This window comes from Pedobacter sp. UYP1 (assembly GCF_040547305.1).
GTDB lineage: Bacteria > Bacteroidota > Bacteroidia > Sphingobacteriales > Sphingobacteriaceae > Pedobacter.
Window position 1 is genome coordinate 16,784 of the sequence record NZ_JBEPPL010000005.1, and the last position, 22,242, is coordinate 39,025.

At 38.9% G+C, this 22,242-nt stretch carries 20 protein-coding genes; 7 read left to right on the forward strand and 13 right to left on the reverse strand.

The window, feature by feature from the left end; translation table 11 throughout:
• Positions 1-84: 84 nt before the first annotated feature.
• Both ABIB30_RS12135 and pyrR read right to left on the reverse strand, forming a co-directional pair.
• Positions 85-1,017 (reverse strand): aspartate carbamoyltransferase catalytic subunit, encoded by a 933-nt coding sequence (locus ABIB30_RS12135; protein ID WP_068402951.1) that lies wholly within the window; start codon positions 1,015-1,017, stop codon positions 85-87.
• Positions 1,018-1,020: 3 nt separating this feature from the next.
• Entirely contained in the window at positions 1,021-1,569 is a 549-nt protein-coding gene (pyrR, locus tag ABIB30_RS12140; RefSeq protein ID WP_068402950.1) for a bifunctional pyr operon transcriptional regulator/uracil phosphoribosyltransferase PyrR, read from the reverse strand.
• Positions 1,570-1,894: 325 nt separating this feature from the next.
• On the opposite strand from pyrR, the gene ABIB30_RS12145 reads away from it, so the two are divergent.
• Entirely contained in the window at positions 1,895-2,290 is a 396-nt protein-coding gene (locus ABIB30_RS12145; protein ID WP_354302363.1) for a thiol-disulfide oxidoreductase DCC family protein, read from the forward strand.
• A 101-nt stretch (positions 2,291-2,391) separates the two neighbouring features.
• Here the strand turns inward: ABIB30_RS12145 and rpsA are convergent, their stop codons facing one another.
• Both rpsA and cmk read right to left on the reverse strand, forming a co-directional pair.
• Entirely contained in the window at positions 2,392-4,326 is a 1,935-nt protein-coding gene (gene rpsA, locus ABIB30_RS12150) for a 30S ribosomal protein S1 (protein WP_111635945.1), read from the reverse strand.
• Positions 4,327-4,485: 159 nt separating this feature from the next.
• The gene (cmk, locus tag ABIB30_RS12155; protein WP_068402945.1) at positions 4,486-5,172 is read right to left on the reverse strand and encodes a (d)CMP kinase; all 687 of its coding nucleotides are present in this window, start codon (positions 5,170-5,172) and stop codon (positions 4,486-4,488) included.
• Between the two features lie 70 nt (positions 5,173-5,242).
• Here cmk and ABIB30_RS12160 point away from each other — a divergent pair, with 70 nt between their 5' ends.
• Entirely contained in the window at positions 5,243-5,665 is a 423-nt protein-coding gene (locus ABIB30_RS12160; RefSeq protein WP_502931087.1) for a peptide chain release factor-like protein, read from the forward strand.
• Between the two features lie 35 nt (positions 5,666-5,700).
• On the opposite strand, the gene ABIB30_RS12165 is transcribed toward ABIB30_RS12160, so the two are convergent.
• Together ABIB30_RS12165 and lon are read right to left on the reverse strand one after the other, a co-directional pair.
• Complete coding sequence (locus tag ABIB30_RS12165; RefSeq protein ID WP_354302365.1) at positions 5,701-6,654, reverse strand: lipid A deacylase LpxR family protein; 954 nt, start codon at positions 6,652-6,654, stop codon at positions 5,701-5,703.
• 72 nt (positions 6,655-6,726) lie between these two features.
• Entirely contained in the window at positions 6,727-9,201 is a 2,475-nt protein-coding gene (lon, locus tag ABIB30_RS12170) for an endopeptidase La (RefSeq protein WP_354302367.1), read from the reverse strand.
• 277 nt (positions 9,202-9,478) lie between these two features.
• Between lon and ABIB30_RS12175 the strand changes: the two genes are divergently transcribed.
• Positions 9,479-10,105, forward strand: coding sequence for a tetratricopeptide repeat protein (locus ABIB30_RS12175; protein ID WP_068402936.1), 627 nt, complete (start codon positions 9,479-9,481; stop codon positions 10,103-10,105).
• 83 nt (positions 10,106-10,188) lie between these two features.
• Here the strand turns inward: ABIB30_RS12175 and ABIB30_RS12180 are convergent, their stop codons facing one another.
• The 3 genes from ABIB30_RS12180 to ABIB30_RS12190 form a co-directional block, all read right to left on the reverse strand.
• Complete coding sequence (locus ABIB30_RS12180) at positions 10,189-10,719, reverse strand: hypothetical protein (RefSeq protein ID WP_354302370.1); 531 nt, start codon at positions 10,717-10,719, stop codon at positions 10,189-10,191.
• On the reverse strand, positions 10,719-12,239 hold the full coding sequence (gene gpmI / locus ABIB30_RS12185; protein WP_354302372.1) for a 2,3-bisphosphoglycerate-independent phosphoglycerate mutase: 1,521 nt from the start codon (positions 12,237-12,239) through the stop codon (positions 10,719-10,721). Before gpmI ends, ABIB30_RS12180 begins: the two co-directional genes overlap by 1 nt.
• 115 nt (positions 12,240-12,354) lie before the next feature.
• Positions 12,355-13,698 (reverse strand): alpha-L-fucosidase, encoded by a 1,344-nt coding sequence (locus tag ABIB30_RS12190; protein ID WP_354302373.1) that lies wholly within the window; start codon positions 13,696-13,698, stop codon positions 12,355-12,357.
• A 130-nt stretch (positions 13,699-13,828) separates the two neighbouring features.
• On the opposite strand from ABIB30_RS12190, the gene ABIB30_RS12195 reads away from it, so the two are divergent.
• From ABIB30_RS12195 to ABIB30_RS12210, 4 genes are read left to right on the forward strand one after another with little or no spacing between them, the layout of a single operon-like run.
• Entirely contained in the window at positions 13,829-14,224 is a 396-nt protein-coding gene (locus tag ABIB30_RS12195; protein ID WP_354302375.1) for a DUF4783 domain-containing protein, read from the forward strand.
• Between the two features lie 48 nt (positions 14,225-14,272).
• Positions 14,273-15,115, forward strand: a complete 843-nt coding sequence (nadC, locus tag ABIB30_RS12200) for a carboxylating nicotinate-nucleotide diphosphorylase (RefSeq protein WP_354302377.1) — start codon at positions 14,273-14,275, stop codon at positions 15,113-15,115.
• Positions 15,116-15,118: 3 nt separating this feature from the next.
• The gene (plsY, locus tag ABIB30_RS12205) at positions 15,119-15,772 is read left to right on the forward strand and encodes a glycerol-3-phosphate 1-O-acyltransferase PlsY (RefSeq protein WP_111635935.1); all 654 of its coding nucleotides are present in this window, start codon (positions 15,119-15,121) and stop codon (positions 15,770-15,772) included.
• A gap of 6 nt (positions 15,773-15,778) precedes the next feature.
• On the forward strand, positions 15,779-16,606 hold the full coding sequence (locus ABIB30_RS12210; protein WP_068402928.1) for a M48 family metallopeptidase: 828 nt from the start codon (positions 15,779-15,781) through the stop codon (positions 16,604-16,606).
• 40 nt (positions 16,607-16,646) lie between these two features.
• Here the strand turns inward: ABIB30_RS12210 and ABIB30_RS12215 are convergent, their stop codons facing one another.
• From ABIB30_RS12215 to ABIB30_RS12230, 4 genes are all read right to left on the reverse strand, one after another.
• Positions 16,647-17,906: an anthranilate synthase component I family protein gene (locus ABIB30_RS12215; protein ID WP_354302379.1), complete on the reverse strand. Its 1,260-nt coding sequence runs from the start codon at positions 17,904-17,906 to the stop codon at positions 16,647-16,649.
• Positions 17,907-17,985: 79 nt separating this feature from the next.
• Positions 17,986-19,263 carry an adenylosuccinate synthase gene (locus ABIB30_RS12220; protein ID WP_068402926.1) on the reverse strand — a complete coding sequence of 426 codons (1,278 nt, stop codon included), beginning with the start codon at positions 19,261-19,263 and terminating at the stop codon, positions 17,986-17,988.
• Positions 19,264-19,298: 35 nt separating this feature from the next.
• Entirely contained in the window at positions 19,299-19,787 is a 489-nt protein-coding gene (locus tag ABIB30_RS12225; RefSeq protein WP_068402925.1) for a Fur family transcriptional regulator, read from the reverse strand.
• A gap of 142 nt (positions 19,788-19,929) precedes the next feature.
• On the reverse strand, positions 19,930-22,137 hold the full coding sequence (locus tag ABIB30_RS12230; protein WP_354302382.1) for a RelA/SpoT family protein: 2,208 nt from the start codon (positions 22,135-22,137) through the stop codon (positions 19,930-19,932).
• Positions 22,138-22,242 lie beyond the last annotated feature (105 nt).

Sequence of the window (22,242 nt, forward strand, 5' to 3'; positions counted from 1 at the left end):
TATTAACATAAGAAGTTAACAAGTGTTGATAACACTGTTTAACGTTAATTCAACCGGAATGTTATAAAAGAAAAGGTTTGAAGACTAATCTCTCTGAGAAGCAAGCAGATAAAGTACAGCCATTCGGATGGCTACTCCATTTTCTACCTGGTCTAAAATGATAGATTGTTTACTGTCAGCGACATCACTTGTAATCTCCACACCTCTGTTAATAGGGCCTGGGTGCATGACAATGATTTCTTTGTCCAGGTTATCCAGAATTTGTTTATTCAGGCCGTACATCATCGCATATTCTCTTAAGGAAGGGAAATATTTGATATCTTGTCTTTCCAGCTGAATGCGCAGCATGTTGGCTACGTCGCACCAGTTTAAAGCTTTGATCAGATCATGTTCAACCTTTACACCCAAACTCGCAATATGTTTTGGGATTAAAGTAGTCGGGCCGCAAACCATCACTTCTGCACCCAGCTTTTGCAGGCAGAGTATATTGGATATTGCTACTCTTGAATGCAGGATATCTCCAACGATCACGACTTTCTTTCCTGCCACTTCACCTAATTTCTCGCGGATCGAGTAAGCGTCAAGTAATGCTTGCGTAGGATGCTCATGCGCGCCGTCTCCGGCATTTACGATCTGCGCGTTGATATGTTTGCTCAGAAACACACCTGCGCCTGCGTATGGATGTCTCATGACCACCATATCCACTTTCATGGCCAGGATGTTATTTACGGTATCAATCAGTGTTTCTCCTTTACTTACAGAAGAGGAGGAAGCTGCGAAATTGATCACATCGGCCGAAAGTCTTTTTTCTGCCAGTTCGAAGGATAGTTTGGTACGTGTTGAGTTCTCAAAGAAGATATTTGCAATCGTAATATCACGCAGTGAAGGTACTTTTTTTATCGTCCTGTTAATGACGCCCTTGAAATTATCTGCAGTCTCAAAAATCAATTCAATATCATTCAGGGTAATATCTTTAATGCCTAAAAGATGTCGTGTTGATAGTTTTTCTGCTGCCATTTCTTATTTATTTCGGTCTGATAATAATATTACTTTGTCTTCTCCTTCTGTCTCTTTCCAGCTCACTTTTACCATTTGGGAATCCAGACTATCTACCTGCTGCCCGATATAATCAGGTTCAATAGGGACATGTCTTGAAAATCTCCTGTCAATGAGTACCAATAGTTCCACTTTGGCCGGCCTGCCAAAGGCAAGCAATGCATCCAGTGCAGCCCTGATGGTACGGCCTGTCCAGAGTACATCATCGATCAGAATGACATTGCAGTCTTCAATGATAAAATCTATAGTGTTGCTATTTGCGGAAACAAGCCCGTCCTTTCTTCTGAAGTCATCTCTGAAGAAAGTGATGTCAAGATTACCTTTTCTGATATTCTTGTTTTTAAGGGTTTCTGAAAGTTCTTGTTTGATTCTGTCTGCGAAGTAACTGCCGCGGGGCTGTATACCAATGAGTACGGTATTAGAAAAATCGTTGTGATTCTCAATTAATTGATGACAAAGTCTCTTAATTGTGATTTGGAATTTTTTACCGTCTAGCAGGGTTCTCTTTTGCATTGACAAATTGATTAGGCAAATATAAAAAATCGGATTGAATTATATACCCGCAATTTTAATTAATTTCAATGAGCTTCGACGTTTTAATTGTAAAATAATGCTAATCGCCTGATTTCTATACTGAAATTTAGGAGTGGATGCCTGTTATTTTTGTGAGATTATTTCAGAACCTTCTTTTTCTGGATAATTTGGAGTATTTGTTCAAATGAATCAGGAATATAATTTAACTGATTAACAATTTCACAATTATTAATGCGGATTTCCGTTACTATTAATTAGAAGCAACAAAGCGCTTAAACCCCTTGCTAATTCACTAAATTGCCCTATGCAGCAGGCTATAATATTCTTTGACGGTGTTTGCAATTTATGTGCAGGCTCAGTTAAATTCGTCATTAAGAGAGATCCTAAAGACAGGTTCAGATTTGCTGCCTTGCAGAGCGATATTACGCAACAGTACCTTGGGCCATTTGGTTTATCACTGAGTGAACTCAGCAGTATTATCCTGTTAGAGAACGGGAGGGTGTATCAACGCTCCACTGCTGCGTTGCGTATTGCCAGGCATTTGAGTGGCGGCTGGCCATTGTTATATGTTTTTATACTCGTCCCTGCTTTTATCCGCGATTTCGTTTACAATCAGATCGCAAAACGCAGGTATTCGATCTGGGGTAGAGAGGAGAGTTGTATGGTGCCTACGGCTGAGTTGAAAGCTAAATTCCTGTAAGTTAACCGCAGATCGTATTCATGGCCTGATCTTAGAAATTTACCCCCAAAAAAAAGGGTGCCTTTTATTGGGCACCCTTTTCTATTATATAAGCCTGAAGATTATTTAGCTTTGTTTTTGCTTTCTTCGCCTTCCATTTGCTCTTTCAATTGTGCAAGAACACCTAGATCACCAAGAGTTGATTTCTCAACTGAATCTTTAACTTTTTTAACTGCATTGCTTGAAGCTTTAGCATCTTTTTTCTTAGTAGCTCTTTCTTCAGCAGCAACTTCAGCTTTAGCCTCTTCCCAGATACGGGCGTGAGAAACAACGATACGTTTAGCATCTTTGTTAAACTCAATGATTTTGAAATCATTAGTTTCTTCAGCTTTGATAGTAGTACCATCTTCTTTAGCCATGTGTTTAGTTGGAACGAATCCTTCTACACCATATGGTAAAGCAATAACAGCACCTTTATCAGTTACTTTAACAACAGTTCCCTGGTGAATTGAATCTAACGTGAAGATAGTTTCAAAAGTATCCCAAGGGTTTTCTTCTAATTGTTTATGACCTAAGCTTAATTTACGGCTATCAACGTCTAATTCTAAAACAACTACGTCTAATGTATCACCAACTTTAGTGAATTCGTTAGGGTGGTTAACTTTTTTAGACCATGAAAGATCAGAGATATGGATTAATCCATCAATACCTTCTTCAATTTCCACGAATACACCGAAGTTAGTCATGTTTTTAACTACAGCAGTATGTTTGCTTCCGATAGGGTATCTTTCAGCAACATTTTGCCATGGATCTTGCGTTAATTGCTTAATACCTAAGCTCATTTTGCGTTCGTCTCTGTCTAAAGTTAATACTTCAGCTTCGATTTCATCGCTAACTTTCAAGAATTCCTGTGGGCTGCGTAAGTTTTGAGACCATGACATTTCTGAAACGTGAATTAAACCTTCAACGCCAGGAATGATTTCTAAGAATGCACCGTAATCAGCTACAGTAACGATTTTACCTTTAACTTTAGATCCAACAACAAGGTTAGTATCTAAACTTTCCCATGGGTGTGGAGTTAATTGTTTTAAGCCTAATGCGATACGTTTTTTCTCGTCATCAAAGTCAAGAACAACAACGTTGATTTTCTCATCTAAGCTCAATACTTCTTTTGGATGCTCTATGCGGCCCCAGGAAATATCAGTAATGTGAAGTAAACCGTCAACACCACCTAAATCGATGAATACACCGAAGTCAGTAATGTTTTTAACAGTACCTTCTAATACCTGACCTTTTTCAAGTTTAGATACGATCTCAACTTTTTGACTTTCTAAATCGTCTTCGATTAAGATTTTGTGTGATACGACAACGTTTTTAAATTCGTGGTTGATTTTCACAACTTTGAATTCCATTGTTTTACCTACATAAACATCGTAATCACGGATCGGTTTGATGTCGATCTGAGAACCAGGTAAGAAAGCTTCAACACCCATGATGTCAACGATAAGACCACCTTTAGTACGGCTTTTAACAAATCCGTTGATGATTCTGTCATTGTCAAGGGCTTCGTTGATAGATTCCCAAGATCTCTGAGTTTTAGCTCTTTTACGAGATAAAATCAATTGACCATTTGCGTCTTCCGGAGCTTCAACAAATACATCAACTGTGTCACCGATTTTCAAATCAGGTGTATCACGGAATTCAGAAGTTGATACTAAACCGTCAGATTTAAATCCTACGTTTAATACAACGTCTTTATTGTTGATAGATACAACAATACCGCTGATAATTTCACCTTGATTGATTTGATTGAAAGTATCGGTATACATGTCTTCAAACTTTTTACGGTCTTCGTCAGAGTATTTTCCGAAAGCTTTATCGTCTGCATCCCAGTCAAAATCCTGATCTGGTGTTGCTAGTGATGATTTGATCTGTTCGATCGACAATGAATCTGCTTCAGATTCAATGGTTTCTTTTTCAGTCAGACGAGCGTCTGCACCTTGTAATTCGGCTTTTTTAGCCTCTAATTCTTTTTCTGCTACTTGTTTTTTTGCCATTAATCATTTAATCTCCTTTTCCCTTTAGGGATTGCAAAGATAGAAATTAATATTTTTAAAGAAAGAATTTTTTAATAAATGTTCTTGATTTTGAACAGTTTGCCTTGTTTAATATGTATTTTGAATGACAATCGGGTGTTAATTCCCCATATTCTGTTTTCAAGCCAGCTGTGGAATGAAAGGAGTTACTTTATTTAATGCGAATTCGAGTTGTTCAACCGGGGTAATTTCTGTATTGTCCAGAATGATAGCATCTTCGGCACGAACAAGCGGGCTTTCTTTTCTTGTGGTATCTGCATAATCACGGTGTGCAAGATTCTCAAAAACATCTTCCAGCGAGGTTGTTGTATCACCTTTGCTTTGTAATTCTTTGAATCTTCTTTCTGCTCTGACTTTAGGGTCAGCTGTCATGAAAAGTTTAACCTGGGCATCAGGAAATACAGTAGTGCCGATATCACGGCCATCCATAACGATGTTTTTGGATTTACCCATGCGCTGCTGCTGTTTCACCATTTCTTTACGCACCTGTTTCAGTGCAGATATTTCACTGACAGTTTCGGAAACGGGCATTTGTCTGATTTCTTCTGAGACTTCTTCGCCATTTAAAGTAATGTGCGATTCATAATCTCTGGAGTGGAAGTTCAGCTCTATGTGCTGAAGAGCATCAATAACTGCTGCCTCATCACTTACATTGGTATGATTGCGTATAAAATATAAAGTCACTGCTCTGTACATTGCGCCGCTATCGATATAGATAAAGCCTAGTTTTTTAGCCAGTGCTTTTGCGAGTGTACTTTTACCGCATGAAGAATAGCCATCGATGGCCACAACTACATTTTTTCTCATATAGTTGCAAATATACTGTTTTGAGGGTTTTTTAAAATACTATTAAAGAAAAAGAATTATTTTTGCGCTTATGTATAAAGACAGAAAAGAACTCGTTAAATCGCTGACCTTTAAAACTTCCAGGAGTGGGGGCAAAGGTGGGCAGAACGTCAACAAGGTCTCCAGTAAGGTAGAAGTGATTCTTCACGTTGAATCGGCGGAATTCTTCACTACAGAAGAGAAACTACTACTTGCAGAGCGCCTTGCAAACCGGATCGACACGGAAGGTAATCTTCATGTAGTTTCTCAGGAAGACAGAAGTCAGCTTGTGAATAAGGAACAAAGTATTATCAAATTGATGGCTTTGCTGAAAACCGGCCTTCATGTAGATAAGAAAAGAAAACCGACGCACACGCCAAAAAGCGTAATCCTGAGAAGGAAAAGCGACAAAAAATCAATTGCAGTAAAAAAAGAGAACAGAAAAAAGCCAGGTATGGATGCCTGGCTCAATTAATTTACCGTTAGTTAACGGATTGAATACGGCATGAGCTACTTGAATCTGTAAGACATGGTAACTGATCCCCACTGATGTGCTCTCGCAATACTTTTAACTTCTTTCGTTTTAAAGATCACGCCAAAATCTGCAGTAAAACGATCTACACTGTAATCTATTCCCAATTGCTGCGCAAATACAATAGGTTTCTGGCTAAAAGTTACCGGACTGTTATTGTTAAACATACTTCCCTCAATAGTTGCATCATAAGCTACCACATTTAATTGCGGTTTAGCATAGAAAAATATTTCCCTTTTGACCAGTGATTTAATTTTAGCATTATTGCCGATAGCTGCATGGGTATAAGCAGAGTTAAATAACTGATTCAGGTTACCTGTTCTGAAAAGTAATCCTGCGCCCGCCCCACTAAAAGTTGTTCCCAGGTTCGCATAACCTTCAAAAGATAATTCAACTGCGTTTCCTGCGGTACGTGTCAATAATTTGGTGTATTGTGCAGAAAGGTTAATAGCCAGCTCGTTTTTAATCTGGTAATCCCAACCGCCTACGTCATAGAAGCCGAATGTTTTATGTAATAATTTCTGACCAGCTTCACCCAGAGAATTCTTTCCGGTAGTTCCGATCTGTGCGCTTGCAGTGATGATACTTTCATCACTATAAAACCAGTTCATCGTACCACCAACATATAGGTATCCGGCAAAGGGACGATCTTGTGTCGCAGGATCCGGAGCATAGCCTGAATAAGGGTTGAACATCATTTGTCCAACGCTGATTTCGTAGGTTTTCTTTTCCAGTCCGGCCTTTAGTTTGGACTGGTCTGTGGCATGACGAAAGTACAGGAACAAACCGTTCGTGTAATAACGGTCGGAGCCTTGCCCCAGATAAGAATCGTTATCGCTTTTGAAACCAACCTCGTTTTTAAAAGATTGTGAATAAGCGAAGGAAGTGCAGAACAATAGAATGAATAGGATTGAATATCCGGTATACTTCATGTGAATTATAAAAAAATAAAGCCCCGGTTATTCCGGAGCTTTAAATATAAGAGTTAAAATTTATCTGCGCAATTAGTTTGCAGCTACTGGTTTGACTTTGATCGTCAGATCCTGAGGATCTTTAACCTGATCTTTCATCAGCGCCAGTTCAATTACTTCTTTCATTTCAGACACATAGTGGAAATTAAGGTCCTTGATATAACTTTCTTTAATCTCCAGAATATCTTTACGGTTAGACTTACATAAGATAATGTCTTTGATATTTGCTCTTTTCGCTGCAAGGATCTTTTCTTTAATTCCGCCAACTGGTAAGACTTTACCACGAAGGGTAATTTCACCTGTCATAGCTAAATTAGATTTCACTTTACGTTGTGTAAATGCTGAAGTCAATGCAGTCAGCATTGTAATACCTGCTGAAGGGCCATCTTTAGGGGTTGCTCCCGCAGGAACGTGTACATGGATATCCCAAAGGTCAAACAACTGATTGTCTATACCAAACAATGAAGCATGAGCTCTAAGATAGGCCAGCGCGATAACAGCCGATTCTTTCATCACATCGCCCAGGTTACCTGTCAAAGTTAATTTCCCTTTTCCAGGGCTAAGGCTTGCTTCTATAAATAGAATATCACCACCTACTTGTGTCCAGGCCAGTCCGGTAACTACACCAGCAACCTCATTACCCTCATATAAATCTTTGTCATAGATAGGAGCACCTAAAATGCGTTCCACATCTTCCTGACTTAAAGTAGATTCATAAGTTTCTTCCATGGCAATTTTAGTGGCCACACCACGAACCAGTGAACCAATCTTTTTCTCTAAACCACGAACGCCTGATTCACGTGTATAATCTTCGATTACTTTTTCAATCAAACTTGGTTTTAGAACAATATCTTTTGTTTTAATACCATGCTGTTCTTTTTGTTTTGGTAAAAGATACTTTTTAGCGATTTCTATTTTTTCTTCAATTGTGTAGCCGTTCACCTCAATAATTTCCATACGATCCAGCAAAGCAGGCTGAATGTTGCTCAGTGAATTTGCTGTAGCAATAAACAATACATTGGACAAATCGTAGTCTGTTTCAACATAATGATCATTGAATGCACTGTTTTGTTCTGGATCTAATACTTCAAGCAAGGCAGAAGAAGGGTCTCCTCTGAAATCAGAACCGACTTTATCAATTTCATCCAATACAAATACCGGGTTAGCGGCACCTGCTTTTTTGATAGATTGAATAATACGGCCTGGCATAGCACCTATATAAGTTTTTCTATGTCCGCGGATTTCAGCTTCATCTCTGATACCGCCTAATGCCATACGGACATATTTACGGTTCAGTGCTTTCGCAATTGATTTACCTAATGAAGTTTTACCAACTCCCGGAGGGCCTACCAAACAGATGATCGGCGCTTTCATATCACGTTTCAGCTTTAGAACAGCTAAATATTCAATGATACGCTGTTTTACTTTCTCCAGTCCAAAATGGTCTTTATCTAATACTCTTTGTGCACGTTTAAGATCGAAATTATCTTTAGTGAAATCATTCCATGGTAAATCAAGCAATAATTCAAGATAATTGATTTGTACAGAATAATCGGGAGCAGCAGGATTCATTCTTCCCAGCTTTTCCAGTTCTTTACCGAAATGGTCTTTCACCTGTACTGACCATTTTTTCTTCTTTGCACGGACTTCAAGTGCTTCGTATTCCAGGTCTGAAGAGTTTCCTCCCAATTCTTCCTGAATTGTTTTCAACTGCTGGTTTAAGAAGTAATCTCTTTGCTGTTTATCTAAATCAACACGTACTTTAGATTGGATCTGGTTTTTTAATTCCAGCATCTGCAGTTCTAGTGTCAGTAATTCCATAACCATTAAAGCTCTTGCTCTGAGATTGTCCATTTCAAGCATTTTCTGCTTGTCTTTGACATCTGCATTCATATTAGAAGAGATGAAGTTGATCAGGAATGAAGTACTTTCAATATTCTTCAGGGCCATAGCGGCTTCACTTGGAATATTTGGTGAAAGCTGAATGATCTGTGAAGACATCTCTCTGATAGAAGCTACCAGTGCTTTAAATTCTTTATCTTTTTTATGCTTTGCCTCATTAAATTTACTGATAGTAACTTTAATATAGGGCTCAGACTGTACCTCTTCAATTAATCGGAAGCGTTGTTTTCCCTGGATAATCACAGTTGTGTTACCATCAGGCATCTGCAGCATCTTAATGATATGTGCTACAGTACCGACTTTATTTAACTGCTCAAAGGTTGGATCTTCAATGGATACATCAAGCTGGGAAACTACACCAATAATTTTGTCACCTTTATAGGCTTCTTTTATCAGTTTTATAGACTTGTCTCTTCCAACGGTAATTGGGATGACAACTCCAGGAAATAATACCGTATTTCTCAATGGAAGTATGGCAAGTATCTCAGGTGTTTCTTCGTTATTCATCTCATCTTCATCCTGTTGGGACATCAAAGGGAAAAATTCCGTATCTTCATTTATGATGGGTAGTGCATTGCCAAAATCAAACTGATCTTTTATACTCATTAATAGGCCTTTCTAGAATAAAAAAACGACAATGTGACAGTCTGCCGCTTATAAAAATTATAATTATATATTGGTGGGTATAATTTCAACTCCTGTGCCAAAGATTGAATATCGGTTTTTATCTGTTAAAAAGTCAGAATATGTAAAATTATTTGACTGATGTATCATATTTTCCTTTTTTCAACGTTTACCCTTTAAATATCAATAAATGATATGTAAATTATGGGTACATAATACCTATCATTTTATATCTTTATTCTTTATTAAATAAAATTTGATGAACTACATTAAAAAAGCGCTTATACTATTTTTGGTTGTTTCTGCCAATGCCGCTTTCGCTCAAAGCGGAAGTTACGATAAATTAGGAATGCAGGCAATGATGAAAGGCGATTATAAAGGAGCTGTTGCTCAGTTAGAGAAAGCCGATTCTAAAACTCCAAATAATCCAAGCGTATTAAAGATGCTCGGGTATTCTTATTTTCAATGTGGTAATTTTGAGAGTTCTATTGAAACCTATAGCAGACTTATTACGGTAAAGCCTTCTGACTATTCAGCGTATTACTATAGAGGTAAAGCCAGGCAGAATGTTGCAAATGATCCTAAGGAATCTTTGAACCAGATGCGTGATACATTTTACCAGTCGGCGATTAAAGACTTCACTAAAGCAATCGAGATCAACGGAGAAGAAGATACTCAATTGTTGCAGAACAGAGGTTTAGCTTATAAGGATTATGCGATTTATAAATCTTATAAAATTAAGAAACGCGTAGATAAAGATGCTTGTATTGTGTTGTTTAACAATTCAGTTGCAGATTTCCAGAAAGTATTAACTGTTCAGCCTTTGCGTAAGGATATCATTTCTTTGATAGATTATGTGAAAGCACAGGTGGCAAGTTTGAAATAAAACACAAATACGATATCAATAAAAAAGCCAGAGCATATACTCTGGCTTTTTTATTGATATCGTATTTTGAAGATCACTGGTTTTTATTTGAATCTTCCTGTAATCGCATAACTTTTTCCATTCAGTAACTTAATGTTCTGCGTTTTCTTCACCTCATATAAGCTATCAGGAAAATAAGAAAGTGTATCATTTGAAGTATACAGTGAATTGATATTGCTGATCAGCAGCTTAATGCCGTGAATCTTACCGTTTCTATAGCTTACAATAAGTGATTTTACGGGTACTTTCTCATTGTCAGAAAGGTAGGTTTCTGAATCTTTAGCCCTTTCTGTCGTAAACAATCCCTGCCAGGCAGATTTATTGATGTCAGCATCAGAAAAAGAGGACAATTCTTTTGGCCAGTCTGCAATCTTCAGTTTTTTACGTTCCGAAGCTTTATTCACAATAACGGTTTTGTCAATTTCAGGATTTAATGCCGTTAAACGTTTAGCCTCTTTCGCTATATAATCTTTCAGATCGAAATAAGCCAAAGGCGCATTCTGGTTTTTGGGCGCTGTAGAAGTACAGGCCGCAAAAACTAAAATACTTAAAGAAAGGAATGACAGTTTCTTCATTATATCAATTCATTTCCTGTCATGATCGCAGGTTTTTCAATTCCCATTAACTTCAGGATTGTAGGTGCAATATCACCTAATTTACCGTCAGCAATAGCGGTATATTCTGTACCTACTAAAATACAAGGAACCAGGTTGGTGGTGTGTGCGGTATTTACAGAACCATCGTTATTCAGCATATATTCTGAATTACCATGATCTGCCAGGATAATAAAAGAATAGCCATTTTCAAGACCTTTGGTAACGACTTCCTGTGCGCAACGGTCTGCGGTTTCCACAGCTTTAACAACAGCTTCAAATACACCTGTATGACCTACCATATCCGGGTTCGCAAAATTCAGACAAATGAAATCTGCCCAGCCTGTTTCCAGCTCTTTGGTAATCGCATCTGTAATTCCCTGAGCACTCATCTCTGGTTGAAGGTCATAGGTAGCTACTTTTGGAGAAGGCACCATGAGTCTCTTTTCGTTTTCGAAGGCCAGTTCTCTGCCTCCGGAGAAAAAGAAGGTTACGTGAGGATATTTTTCTGTTTCCGCAATACGGATTTGGTTTTTATGGTTTTTCTCTAAGATTTCTCCCAACGTTTCTGTCAGGTCATCTTTGGTGAAAATAACTTTTACACCTTCAAAATTTTCATCATAAGTAGTCATTGTTACATAGTACAATGGCAATTTGTGCATCTCAAATTCAGGATAGTCATTTTGAGTCAGGGCAGCTGTAATTTCTCTGCCACGGTCTGTTCTGTAATTGAAGCAGATCACGACATCCTCAGGAGCGATCACGGCCAAAGGCTGATGGTCAGCTCCGGTAACTACGATAGGCTTAACGAACTCGTCCGTAATGCCATCAGCATAAGATTGTTCAATAGCTTTTAAAGGATCTTGTGTAAGTAAACCAATTCCTTTAGTCATGACATCATAAGCTTGTTTAACGCGTTCCCAGCGAGAATCTCTGTCCATCGCATAATAACGGCCAATTAAACTGGCTATTTTGCCGGTAGAGGTTTTTAAATGGTCATCCAGTTCTTTAATAAAGCCCAAACCTGAATTCGGATCTGTATCCCTGCCATCTAAAAAGCCATGAATAAAGACATCTTTCAGTCCCTGATCATTTGCCGCATCACATAATCCTTTTAAATGATTGATATGGGCATGCACACCACCATCAGATACTAATCCGATAAAATGAACAGCCTTATTGTTTTTCTTAGCGTAATCAAAAGCATCAACTAAAGTCTGATTAGTTTGAATAGAGCCATCGCTGATTGCTTTGTTAATTCTTCCTAATTCCTGGTAAACTACTCTTCCTGCACCCAGGTTCATGTGCCCAACTTCAGAATTCCCCATTTGTCCTGCAGGTAAGCCTACAGCCTCACCAGATGCTTCCAGTTTCGAGTTTGGATAGTTTTTCAGTAAAGAATCAAAGAAAGGTGTATTTGCTGCGTAAGCTGCGTCTGAGTTGTCTTGTTTTCCGTAACCCCATCCATCAAGAATGAGGAGCATCACTTTTTTATTATTCATTTAAATTGAATTGATATTTCGCTGATAAATAATGTCAAACAAATATAACTCTTATTGATTTTGATGAAGCATCTAATTGTAATTTATACACTGATCTGATCTTTACCATAGGAATTTAGTTCTTCATGGTTATTTTTATCACCTGAATTCCTGTACAAGGCCCGGCCAATATTTTAGGCAATTGCAGGGATACCTGGTTGTTTGCAGCTGCATTGAATTGAACAGGCATATCCGATTCTAATAATTTGCAGTCTTTAATTGCCGATGCCGGAAAGGGTAAAATAAGCTGACTTAATGGTTTTGCAATACTGGCATAAATATACTTTTCTCCATGGGTACCTGTCTTTTGAGTCAGATAAACATCCTGAATAGCGGGAGCATCTACATGCGAAGCGCCATAAACTGCTTCACCGTTTGCGGTGAGCCAGCCACCCATTTCGCGTAACCGCTGTATAGCTGCCAATGGAATTTCCCCATTTGGCTTAGGGCCAACATTTAACAAGTAATTACCACCTTTAGCTACATTACTCACTAAATAACCGAGCATTTCATTTGCTGGCTTCCAATTGTAATCTTTGGCATGCCAGCCCCAGGAGTTAACCATTGTCGCAGCAGTTTGCCAGGGTCTGGTTTGTAACTTCTCCGGATAAGTATTGTCCATCATTTCCAGAAAATCGATATCATCGCCAGGGTTGAGGTAAGAAATACGGCCGTTAATTAAGCATTTCGGACTTTCTTTTCTGATTAGGGCAATTAACTGATCACGTCTTTTATCAGAAATAAATGTCTTCTCCTGTTCATCTCCCCAGGTATCAAACCAGAACATATCGGGATTATAGTTGTGAATCAGTTCAGAAACCTGTGGTAGACATTTCTCTTTCCAGTATTTTTCGAATTGTGCATCCGTTTTTCTTGGCAGCCATTCGGGAGTTGCGCCTCCAGGATGTTCCCAATCTTCGCAATGAGAATAATAAAAACCGAATTTCAATCCATACTTTTTACAGGCTTTCGCCAGCTCTCCAAGAATGTCTTTTTTATAAGGCGTGCTACCAATATCATAGGTCGAAACCTTTGAATCCCAAAGCGCAAATCCATCGTGGTGCTTAGCGGTGATGACAAAGTATTTCATACCCGCGTTTTTAGCTTCAAATATCCATTTGTCGGCGTCAAAGTTAACCGGGTCAAATTGTTTGACCAGCGCCTGATATTCTTTAGCAGGTACTTCAAGTCTTTGTTGTGCCCACTCGGCATACCAGCCATTCGCATGTTTTAAGGTTGTATCTGGCAAGGTATGTCCATTATAGCTTCCTTCCAGAATACTATATAGCCCCCAATGAACCATCATTCCGAAATTAGCCTCTTTAAACCATTGACCGCGCTCTGCATTACTGGTTTGTGCTTTTATTGTGGTCAACAGTGTGAGGGTGAATGAAATTATGATTGCTGATTTTTTTAACATCTGAATTTGTATTTGGTTAAAGCTCAGTAACTAAGATAGTCGTATGTTTTAGATTCTTGTATAGGATATTAGCTAATCACTAATCTTTAATGGCATAATTTGTGTGCGGAATAATTGTTATCTTTAGAATATGATTAGACCCATACTTTCGACATTGATTTTTTTGACCCAGTTATTCCATCCTGGATTAATTCAAGGAGATATTGTTGATTCTATATCAACCTTATTCAAGTCTGCGAATTCAAAGGAGATCAGTAAAAGCTTTTCTCCATCTGTGGAGCTGACTATAAATGAGGAAGAAGATGTATACACCAAAGCACAGGCAGAACAAATACTCAGAGATTTTTTCACTAAGAATGCGCCTGTGAATTCAACTGTTGTACATCTGATCAATACCAATCCTAATTATAGGTTTGGCATCCTGTCCCTGAGCACAAAAACCGGGAAATTCAGGGTGGCAATTACGCTGAAAAAAACAGCTAACACCTTTTTTATCACCGAATTACGGATTGAACCCGATAAATAGTAATGCAAATTTAGGTAAAAATGCTATTTTTGATCTAAAATACATGTTTTGGATAAGAAATTAATAGACCTATTTATAAAAAATGCGATCGCCGAAGACCTTGGCGATGGCGATCATACCTCTATGTCTACCATCCCGGCCGGAACAACTGGGAAAGCCAAGCTATTGGTTAAAGAGGATGGTATACTTGCTGGCGTAACACTTGCGCTTGAGATTTTCAATCAAGTAGATTCAACGCTTCGGACGGAAGTTTTTTTAAATGATGGAGATGCTGTGAAATATGGGGATATTGCCTTTACTGTTGCTGGCAGCTCTCATGCTATTTTGCTGGCCGAAAGACTGGTCTTGAACTGCATGCAGAGAATGAGCGGAATTGCAACCAAGACCAACCATGTTGTACAGTTACTTTCACCTTATCAGACTAAAATTCTGGACACCAGAAAAACTACCCCAGGTATGAGATATCTGGAGAAATGGGCAGTTAGAATAGGCGGTGGAGTAAATCACCGGATTGGTCTGTATGATATGATCCTGATCAAGGATAATCACGTGGATTATGCAGGTGGAATTTCAAATGCAATTACAGCTGCAAATCAGTATCTTGCGGATAACGGTAAAAAACTTGAAATAGAGATTGAAGTAAGAAACCTGGAAGAGTTAACCCAGGTATTAAATACAGGTAAGGTAAATAGGATTATGCTGGATAATTTCAGCTTTGCTGACCTTAAACAGGCTGTGAAATTGATTGATCATCAGTTTACAACAGAAGCGTCTGGTGGGATTACCGAAGAGAATATAACTGAATATGCAGCTTGTGGAGTAGATTTTATCTCTATGGGCGCATTGACCCACTCAGTTAAAAGTTTAGACATGAGTTTAAAAGCCTATTAAGGTATGATATCTATCTACTCTATTTCTGCGGTTATTTTAGCCTATCTCTGCGGGTCTATACCTACGGCAGTTTGGATCGGACAGGCATTTTATGGTATTGACGTAAGAGAATACGGCAGTGGAAATGCTGGTGCGACCAATACTTTCCGTGTACTGGGTAAAAAGGCTGGTATGGCCGTAATGACCATCGATATTGCTAAAGGATACACTGCGACCAAGCTTGCCTATTTTATAGGGCTATCGGTAACTGGCCCACATAACTCTTCTCAATTTGTTAACTATGAACTTGCACTGGGTGTAACCGCAGTGATGGGACATTTGTTCCCAATCTTCGCTGGTTTTAGGGGCGGTAAGGGGGTGGCTACGCTTTTTGGAATGATTTTAGCAGTTAACTTTCCGGCTGCTATGCTTTGTGTTCTTGTTTTTGTGGTCGTATTGCTGGTTACAAAATATGTATCTCTAAGCTCTATATGTGCAGGATTTACCTTTCCATTAGGAATTGTTTTTGTGCTGCATTCCACAATTAAGTCTGAAGTTCTGTATGGGATGTGTGTTTGTATTCTGATATTGGTTACACACCAGAAAAACCTGGAACGTTTACTTAAGGGCAAAGAATCTAAAGTGTATCTGTTTAAAAAGAAAACAAATACTAACTAAAAACCGATGAAGAAATTAACGTTACTGGGTATTGCTGCTGTAGTATCTATGACTTATGCATGCTCTACAGTTCCCTTGTCAGGGAGAAACAGAATAAGTTTTGTCAATGAAAGTGAGATGCAGACTGCTGCTGCACAGAGTTATACCACACTTTTAAAAGATCCGAAAACCAAAATATTAAATAATGCCGATGCCCAGAGAGTCAAACAAATCGGGCAAAAGATCGCTGCTGCGGTGACGAAATATATGAATGCCAATGGGTATGCTGCGCAAATTCAGGGTTTTCGTTGGGAATTTAACCTGATTGACAGTAAAGAAGTAAACGCATGGTGTATGCCGGGTGGTAAAGTTGCTGTTTACTCTGGTATTTTGCCTGTAACTAAAGACGATGCAGGATTAGCGACAGTAATGGGGCATGAGATTGCACATGCAATTGCTCAGCACTCTTCAGAACGTGCTTCAAAAGCCGCATTAGCACAAGGTCTGGGAGGTTTAGTTGGTGCTGCGGCTGGTAGCCAGTCTGAAACCACACAAGCTGCAATCAGCAAAATCTACGGGGTTAGTGCGCAAGGGTTTTATCTTTTGCCTAATTCAAGAACACAGGAATTAGAAGCGGATCACTTAGGCCTGATTTTTATGTCTATGGCTGGTTACAATCCTTCAAGTGCAGTTAGTTTCTGGCAAAGAATGGCTGCTGTAAGTCAGAGTTCACAGAAACCACCTGAGTTTTTAAGTACGCACCCTGCAGATGGTACAAGGATTGCACAGATTCAAAGAGACTTGCCAGAAGCGCAAAGATATTTTAACTCTCCTACGGGAAAGCCAATCAGATAATCAGAAGAGCAATTTTCTAATTCTATACTATAAAGGGTCGCTAATGCGACCCTTTTAACGTTTTAATCATTGCTGAAGCTTTCAGCATACATTCTTCATATTCAGCTTCTGCAGAAGAAGCGAAAGTTATTGCTCCACCTACCTGGAAAGATAAATACTTCTTTTCTTCATTGTACAGGATGCTGCGGATCACTACATTGAAATCAAAATCTCCTTCAGGATCAAAATATCCAAAAGCACCAGAGTAAATGCCTCTTCTGCTGCATTCTGTATCCTCGATCAATTCCATTGCTCTTACTTTCGGAGCACCCGTCATCGAGCCCATTGGGAAAGCATTTTCTATAGCCTCAACTGCATGTAATTCCGGTTTAAGCTGACAGCTTATCGTCGAAATCATCTGATGCACTTGCGGAAAGCTGTAAATTCCAAAAAGCTCTTTGACTTTAACCGTTCCTGGTACTGCGCTTTTTGTCAGATCATTTCTGACCAGGTCTACGATCATTACATTTTCGGCCTGTTCTTTAATATTGTTTTTTAAATCAATCTTAATCTGTTCATCTTCCTGAGCATCGGGGCTTCTTTTCGCTGTGCCTTTAATGGGCTGAGAAGTTAGGACGTCTCCGCGTTTGCATAAAAACCGCTCAGGACTTGCAGAAAGAATGTACTTGCTATCGACCTTAAAGAAGCCTGAAAATGGGGTAGGGGATAATTCATTTAAATTGAGGTAGACCTCATAGGGATCAATAGAAGCATTTTCTGCGAAGAATTCCTGGCAGAAATTAACCTCATAAATATCACCCCTTGCAATGTGGTCTCTCAATTCGTTGACCTTAGCCAGATAAGTTGCCCTGTTCATTCTTGGCTCCAGCTGCAAAGCAGGGGCAGAATTTACAGGAAACTGCTGCAGTCCATTAATGGTTTCCAACAAATCTGCAGGCCCTGTTAATACTTCAATAAGACCATTACTAACTGCAATCAGGTATTTTGGTGTAAAAAAGAAGAGATCTGGAAAATCAAGTTTGTTCTCTTTACCAGATGTCAGCTCTTCTATCTCGTTTTTAAGGTCGTAGCTAAATAAGCCGAATAACCAGCCCGGATGAGTTTGAGAAAATGTTCTCAGCGCCTTAAAAGCGTTGCCTGTGGGAGCATTCAGCTGATGTTCTGTACCTGCGGCAAGTAGAAAATCATATTTGGAATAAGGATCAGTGTATTCATTTGAATCAAAACAACAGCATACTTCAAATTGATTTGCCCATTGTAAAGCTTTTTGTTTAAATGAAATTAGTTCCTGGGAATTCATTGTATTAAAAAATTGGTATTCAACACGTTTAAATAAAAAAAGGCGGCACCAGGCCGCCTTTTATATATGAATTGATCTCTTAAGGAAGAATCAAAGTTTGTACTCTGTCCGGACCTACAGAAAGGTATCTTACCGGTACTTCTAATTCTTTTTCTAAGAAAGCGATATAAGAAGCAAGCTGAGCAGGAATCTGATCAACTTCAGTGATTTTAGTAATGTCAGTTTTCCAGCCTTCAATTTCTTTCAGAACTGGGTTTGGTTTGATCGTGATGATGTCATACGGCATGTAATCAATCGTCTCTCCATTGTGCTCATAATGTGTACAAGCATAAATGGTATCAAATCCGCTCAGTACATCAGCTTTAGTCATGACCATTTCAGTCACACCATTCAGCATGATTGCATATTTCAAAGCAGGAAGGTCGATCCATCCGCAACGGCGTGGTCTTCCGGTAGTTGCACCAAATTCGTGTCCTACCTGACGCAGGTTTTCACCTACTTCATCTTCCAGTTCAGTAGGGAACGGGCCGCTTCCTACACGTGTGCAGTAAGCTTTGAAAATTCCGATCACACTTCCGATTTTGTTTGGCGCAATACCTAAACCAGTACAAGCACCAGCAGTAGTTGTATTTGAAGAAGTTACGAAAGGATAAGAACCGAAATCAATATCCAGTAATGTACCCTGTGCACCTTCAGCAAGCACTTTTTTGCCTTCTTTAAGGTAGCCGTTTACAAAGTGCTCGCTATCTACATGAGGAATAGTTTTGATAAACTCAATAGCCTCGAAGAAAGCAGCTTCTTTTTCTGTCAGGTCATACTCAAAGTTATAATGAGAAAGTAATTCCTTGTGTTTAGTAACCAGTTTATTGTAACGCTCTTTGAAATCTGGTAAGGTAGTATCCCCAACACGTAAACCATTACGTCCGGTTTTATCCATATAAGTCGGGCCAATACCTTTAAGTGTAGAACCGATCTTATCTTTACCCATTTTCTGCTCATTTGCAGCGTCTAAAAGCTGGTGAGTAGGAAGAATCAGATGTGCTTTACGTGCGATCACCAGTTTGCCATTGGCAACAGGATCATGACCTGCAGTTTTCAGGTTATCTAATTCTCTTTTTAAAATGATGGGATCGACTACCACACCATTACCAATCAAATTCATGGTGTCTTTGTTGAAAATACCAGATGGAATAGTATTTAAAACAAACTTTTTGCCATCAAACTCTAAGGTGTGGCCGGCATTCGGTCCGCCTTGAAAACGAGCTATCAAATCATATTGCGGACATAATACGTCAACAATTTTTCCTTTGCCCTCATCGCCCCATTGCAGGCCAAGAAGCACGTCTACTTGCGTCATTATTTTAATTTAAGAAAAGATTATAATTGTGTTGTTTAACTTGCGTGTTTAATATCCTCTTTTTGTTTAATGGATGCTTTTGCTGAACAGTCAAAGCAGCTGCCATATAAGTTTAAAGAGTGATGTTTGATTTCGAATTTCAGCAGGTCACCTACCATGCTCTGAATCTGATGGATCCTTGGATCACAGAATTCAACAACTTTACCGCAATCAATACAAATTACATGATCATGCTGGTGGTAGCCGTACGATTTTTCGAACTGGGCCATGTTTTTCCCAAACTGATGTTTAGTAACCAGATCACAGGAAACAAGTAACTCCAGTGTATTATACACGGTAGCCCTGCTTACTCTGTATTTCTGATTTTTCATATGGATGTAGAGGGTCTCTACATCGAAATGATCATCTCTGGAATAGATTTCTTCTAAGATGGCAAAACGCTCAGGCGTTTTTCTCAGACTTTTATTTTCGAGATAAGCTTCGAATATTTTTCTAACCAACTCGCTGTTATGGTTTGTAGACATAGTTTTAAAACTCCTCTCAAAGGTATCATTTTTTATATAGAACGCGATGAAACTGTTTAAATTTTATCTGTTTATTGCTTCATTTTGACTCATAAGCAATTTAAACAGATAAACTTAAACAGTTTTTATAGCATAATCAATTTTAAGCGTCGAAACGTGTTACACCAGTCACCCCTTTGACTTCCAGCAGATTTTTGATCAGGTTGTCCAGGTGCTCTTTATCATTGACAAAGATCATGATTGAACCATCAAAAATACCATTATCCGTGTCCACAGTAATAGAACGCATATTCACCTTAAAATCACCAGAAATTACTTTGGTAATATTGTTAATCAGTCCTACATCATCAATTCCGATTATGTGCAGCCCGGTCAGGAAGGTTAGTTCCTGTTGTTTGTTCCATTTCGCTTTAACCACACGGTAACCATAATTGGCCATCAGCTGTGCAGCATTAGGGCAATTGGTCCGGTGTATTTTAATTCCCTCACTTACGGTAACAAAGCCAAAAACATCATCACCAGGAATAGGATTACAACAAGCAGCCAGCGTGTAATCAATTTTCTGCAGGTCTTCGCCAATCAGTAAAATATCAGACTCAGGGCCTTTTACTTTACTTAATAAAGCTTCAATCTGTTGTCCATCGTTGCGCTCAATGCCTCTGTTTTCAATTTCCTTTTCACTTGCCAGGTATTCTTTCAGATCTTTTAGCTCGATCTTTCCGGTTGCTACAGCAATAAAAAGTTCCTGGGTAGAAGTCAGTTTGAAGAAATAGCTCAGCTTGTTCAGATTATCTGTATTATAGGTAATCTTTAAAGATTTAAGCTTGCGTTCCAGTGTTTCTTTACCACCTTCTGCAATCTTCCTTTTTTCTTCTTTTAATGAAGACTTGATTTTTGACTTTGCTTTTGCGGTAACCACAATATTCAGCCAGTCTTCTTTTGGAACCTGTTTACCAGAAGTTATAATTTCTACCTGGTCACCATTTTGCAGCTTATAAGAAAGCGGTACCAGTTTATGGTTCACTTTTGCACCGATACATTTGGCTCCTACATCGGTATGGATCTCAAAAGCAAAATCCAGTGCAGTTGCACCTAATGGTAATTGTATTAATGCTCCTTTCGGGGTAAAGATGAAAATCTCATCCGAAAAGAGGTTCATTTTAAAGTCATCCAGGAAATCCAGTGCATTCGCTTCCGGATTGTTCAGCATCTCTCTTACTTTCAGGATCCACTGATCAAGTCCGTTGTCATTGCTTGACTCTTTATATTTCCAGTGTGCTGCAAAACCTTTCTCTGCAATTTCATTCATGCGCTGCGTACGGATCTGTACTTCAACCCACTGGCCTTTTGGCCCCATCACCGTAGTATGCAAAGATTCATATCCATTCCCTTTGGGAGAAGATACCCAGTCGCGTAAACGATCCGGATTGGGGCGGTATAAATCGGTCACTATAGAATAAGCTTTCCAGCAATCAGCTTTCTCATTTTCAGGGGAGCTATCCAGGATAATCCGGATGGCAAAAAGATCATACACTTCCTCAAAAGGGATGTTTTTCTTTTTCATTTTATTCCAGATCGAATGGATAGACTTAGGGCGGCCATAGATACTCGCTACGAAACCCTGTTCTGCCAATATTTCATTGATCGGATCAACAAAATGTTTAACAAACAGTGTACGTTCTGCCTTTTTCTCATTCAGCTTGGTCGCAATAAATTTATAGGTATCCGGCTCCAGGTATTTCATGGAAAGATCTTCCAGCTCAGATTTTATGGCATAAAGTCCCAGTCTGTGCGCTAAAGGAGCATAGAGGTAAATCGTCTCGGATGCAATTTTTAACTGCTTGTGCCTTGGCATAAAATCCATGGTCCGCATGTTATGCAGGCGATCTGCCAGTTTAATTAAAATTACCCTTACATCATCCGCCAGGGTCAGCAGCATTTTCCTGAAGTTCTCGGCCTGCAAAGAGCTGTTATAGTCAAAGACACCTGCTATTTTAGTCAGCCCGTCAATGATCTTGGCAGTTTTCTTTCCAAACTCTCTTTCAATATCTTCGAGCGTGATCTCTGTATCTTCGACCACATCGTGCAAGAGTGCACATACAATAGATGTTGTTCCGAGCCCGATTTCCTCAGCAGCGATTTGAGCCACAGCAATTGGGTGATAAATGTAAGGTTCACCAGATTTTCTGCGCATATCTTTATGACTTTCAAGGGCCATATCAAATGCTTTTCTGATTTCTTTTTTATCTCCTTTTTGTAATGTTGGCTTACAGGCACGCAAGAGGGCACGGTATCTCTTCAGGATTTCTTGCTTTTCCGCTTCTAAATCAATCACTAAGGTATTCTTCATTTGTATTATTTTCGTAATAATTATAGCTTGTTAATCGTTTAAGAATATATTAGATTTAGTTATAAACCTAATGTATTAAATTTGCTTTAACTTCGTGGGAGTATA

Excerpts from the sequence above, each read along its gene's own strand:
- ABIB30_RS12195 (WP_354302375.1), top strand. The coding sequence starts at position 13,829 with ATGATTAGACCCATACTTTCGACATTGATTTTTTTGACCCAGTTATTC.
- ABIB30_RS12215 (WP_354302379.1), bottom strand. The coding sequence starts at position 17,906 with ATGAATTCCCAGGAACTAATTTCATTTAAACAAAAAGCTTTACAATGG.
- ABIB30_RS12135 (WP_068402951.1), bottom strand. The coding sequence starts at position 1,017 with ATGGCAGCAGAAAAACTATCAACACGACATCTTTTAGGCATTAAAGAT.
- ABIB30_RS12190 (WP_354302373.1), bottom strand. The coding sequence starts at position 13,698 with ATGTTAAAAAAATCAGCAATCATAATTTCATTCACCCTCACACTGTTG.
- plsY (WP_111635935.1), top strand. The coding sequence starts at position 15,119 with ATGATATCTATCTACTCTATTTCTGCGGTTATTTTAGCCTATCTCTGC.
- gpmI (WP_354302372.1), bottom strand. The coding sequence starts at position 12,239 with ATGAATAATAAAAAAGTGATGCTCCTCATTCTTGATGGATGGGGTTAC.
- ABIB30_RS12225 (WP_068402925.1), bottom strand. The coding sequence starts at position 19,787 with ATGTCTACAAACCATAACAGCGAGTTGGTTAGAAAAATATTCGAAGCT.
- cmk (WP_068402945.1), bottom strand. The coding sequence starts at position 5,172 with ATGAGAAAAAATGTAGTTGTGGCCATCGATGGCTATTCTTCATGCGGT.
- ABIB30_RS12180 (WP_354302370.1), bottom strand. The coding sequence starts at position 10,719 with ATGAAGAAACTGTCATTCCTTTCTTTAAGTATTTTAGTTTTTGCGGCC.
- rpsA (WP_111635945.1), bottom strand. The coding sequence starts at position 4,326 with ATGGCAAAAAAACAAGTAGCAGAAAAAGAATTAGAGGCTAAAAAAGCC.
- ABIB30_RS12230 (WP_354302382.1), bottom strand. The coding sequence starts at position 22,137 with ATGAAGAATACCTTAGTGATTGATTTAGAAGCGGAAAAGCAAGAAATC.
- ABIB30_RS12175 (WP_068402936.1), top strand. The coding sequence starts at position 9,479 with ATGAACTACATTAAAAAAGCGCTTATACTATTTTTGGTTGTTTCTGCC.
- ABIB30_RS12160 (WP_502931087.1), top strand. The coding sequence starts at position 5,243 with ATGTATAAAGACAGAAAAGAACTCGTTAAATCGCTGACCTTTAAAACT.
- ABIB30_RS12145 (WP_354302363.1), top strand. The coding sequence starts at position 1,895 with ATGCAGCAGGCTATAATATTCTTTGACGGTGTTTGCAATTTATGTGCA.
- ABIB30_RS12210 (WP_068402928.1), top strand. The coding sequence starts at position 15,779 with ATGAAGAAATTAACGTTACTGGGTATTGCTGCTGTAGTATCTATGACT.
- lon (WP_354302367.1), bottom strand. The coding sequence starts at position 9,201 with ATGAGTATAAAAGATCAGTTTGATTTTGGCAATGCACTACCCATCATA.
- ABIB30_RS12165 (WP_354302365.1), bottom strand. The coding sequence starts at position 6,654 with ATGAAGTATACCGGATATTCAATCCTATTCATTCTATTGTTCTGCACT.
- ABIB30_RS12220 (WP_068402926.1), bottom strand. The coding sequence starts at position 19,263 with ATGACGCAAGTAGACGTGCTTCTTGGCCTGCAATGGGGCGATGAGGGC.
- pyrR (WP_068402950.1), bottom strand. The coding sequence starts at position 1,569 with ATGCAAAAGAGAACCCTGCTAGACGGTAAAAAATTCCAAATCACAATT.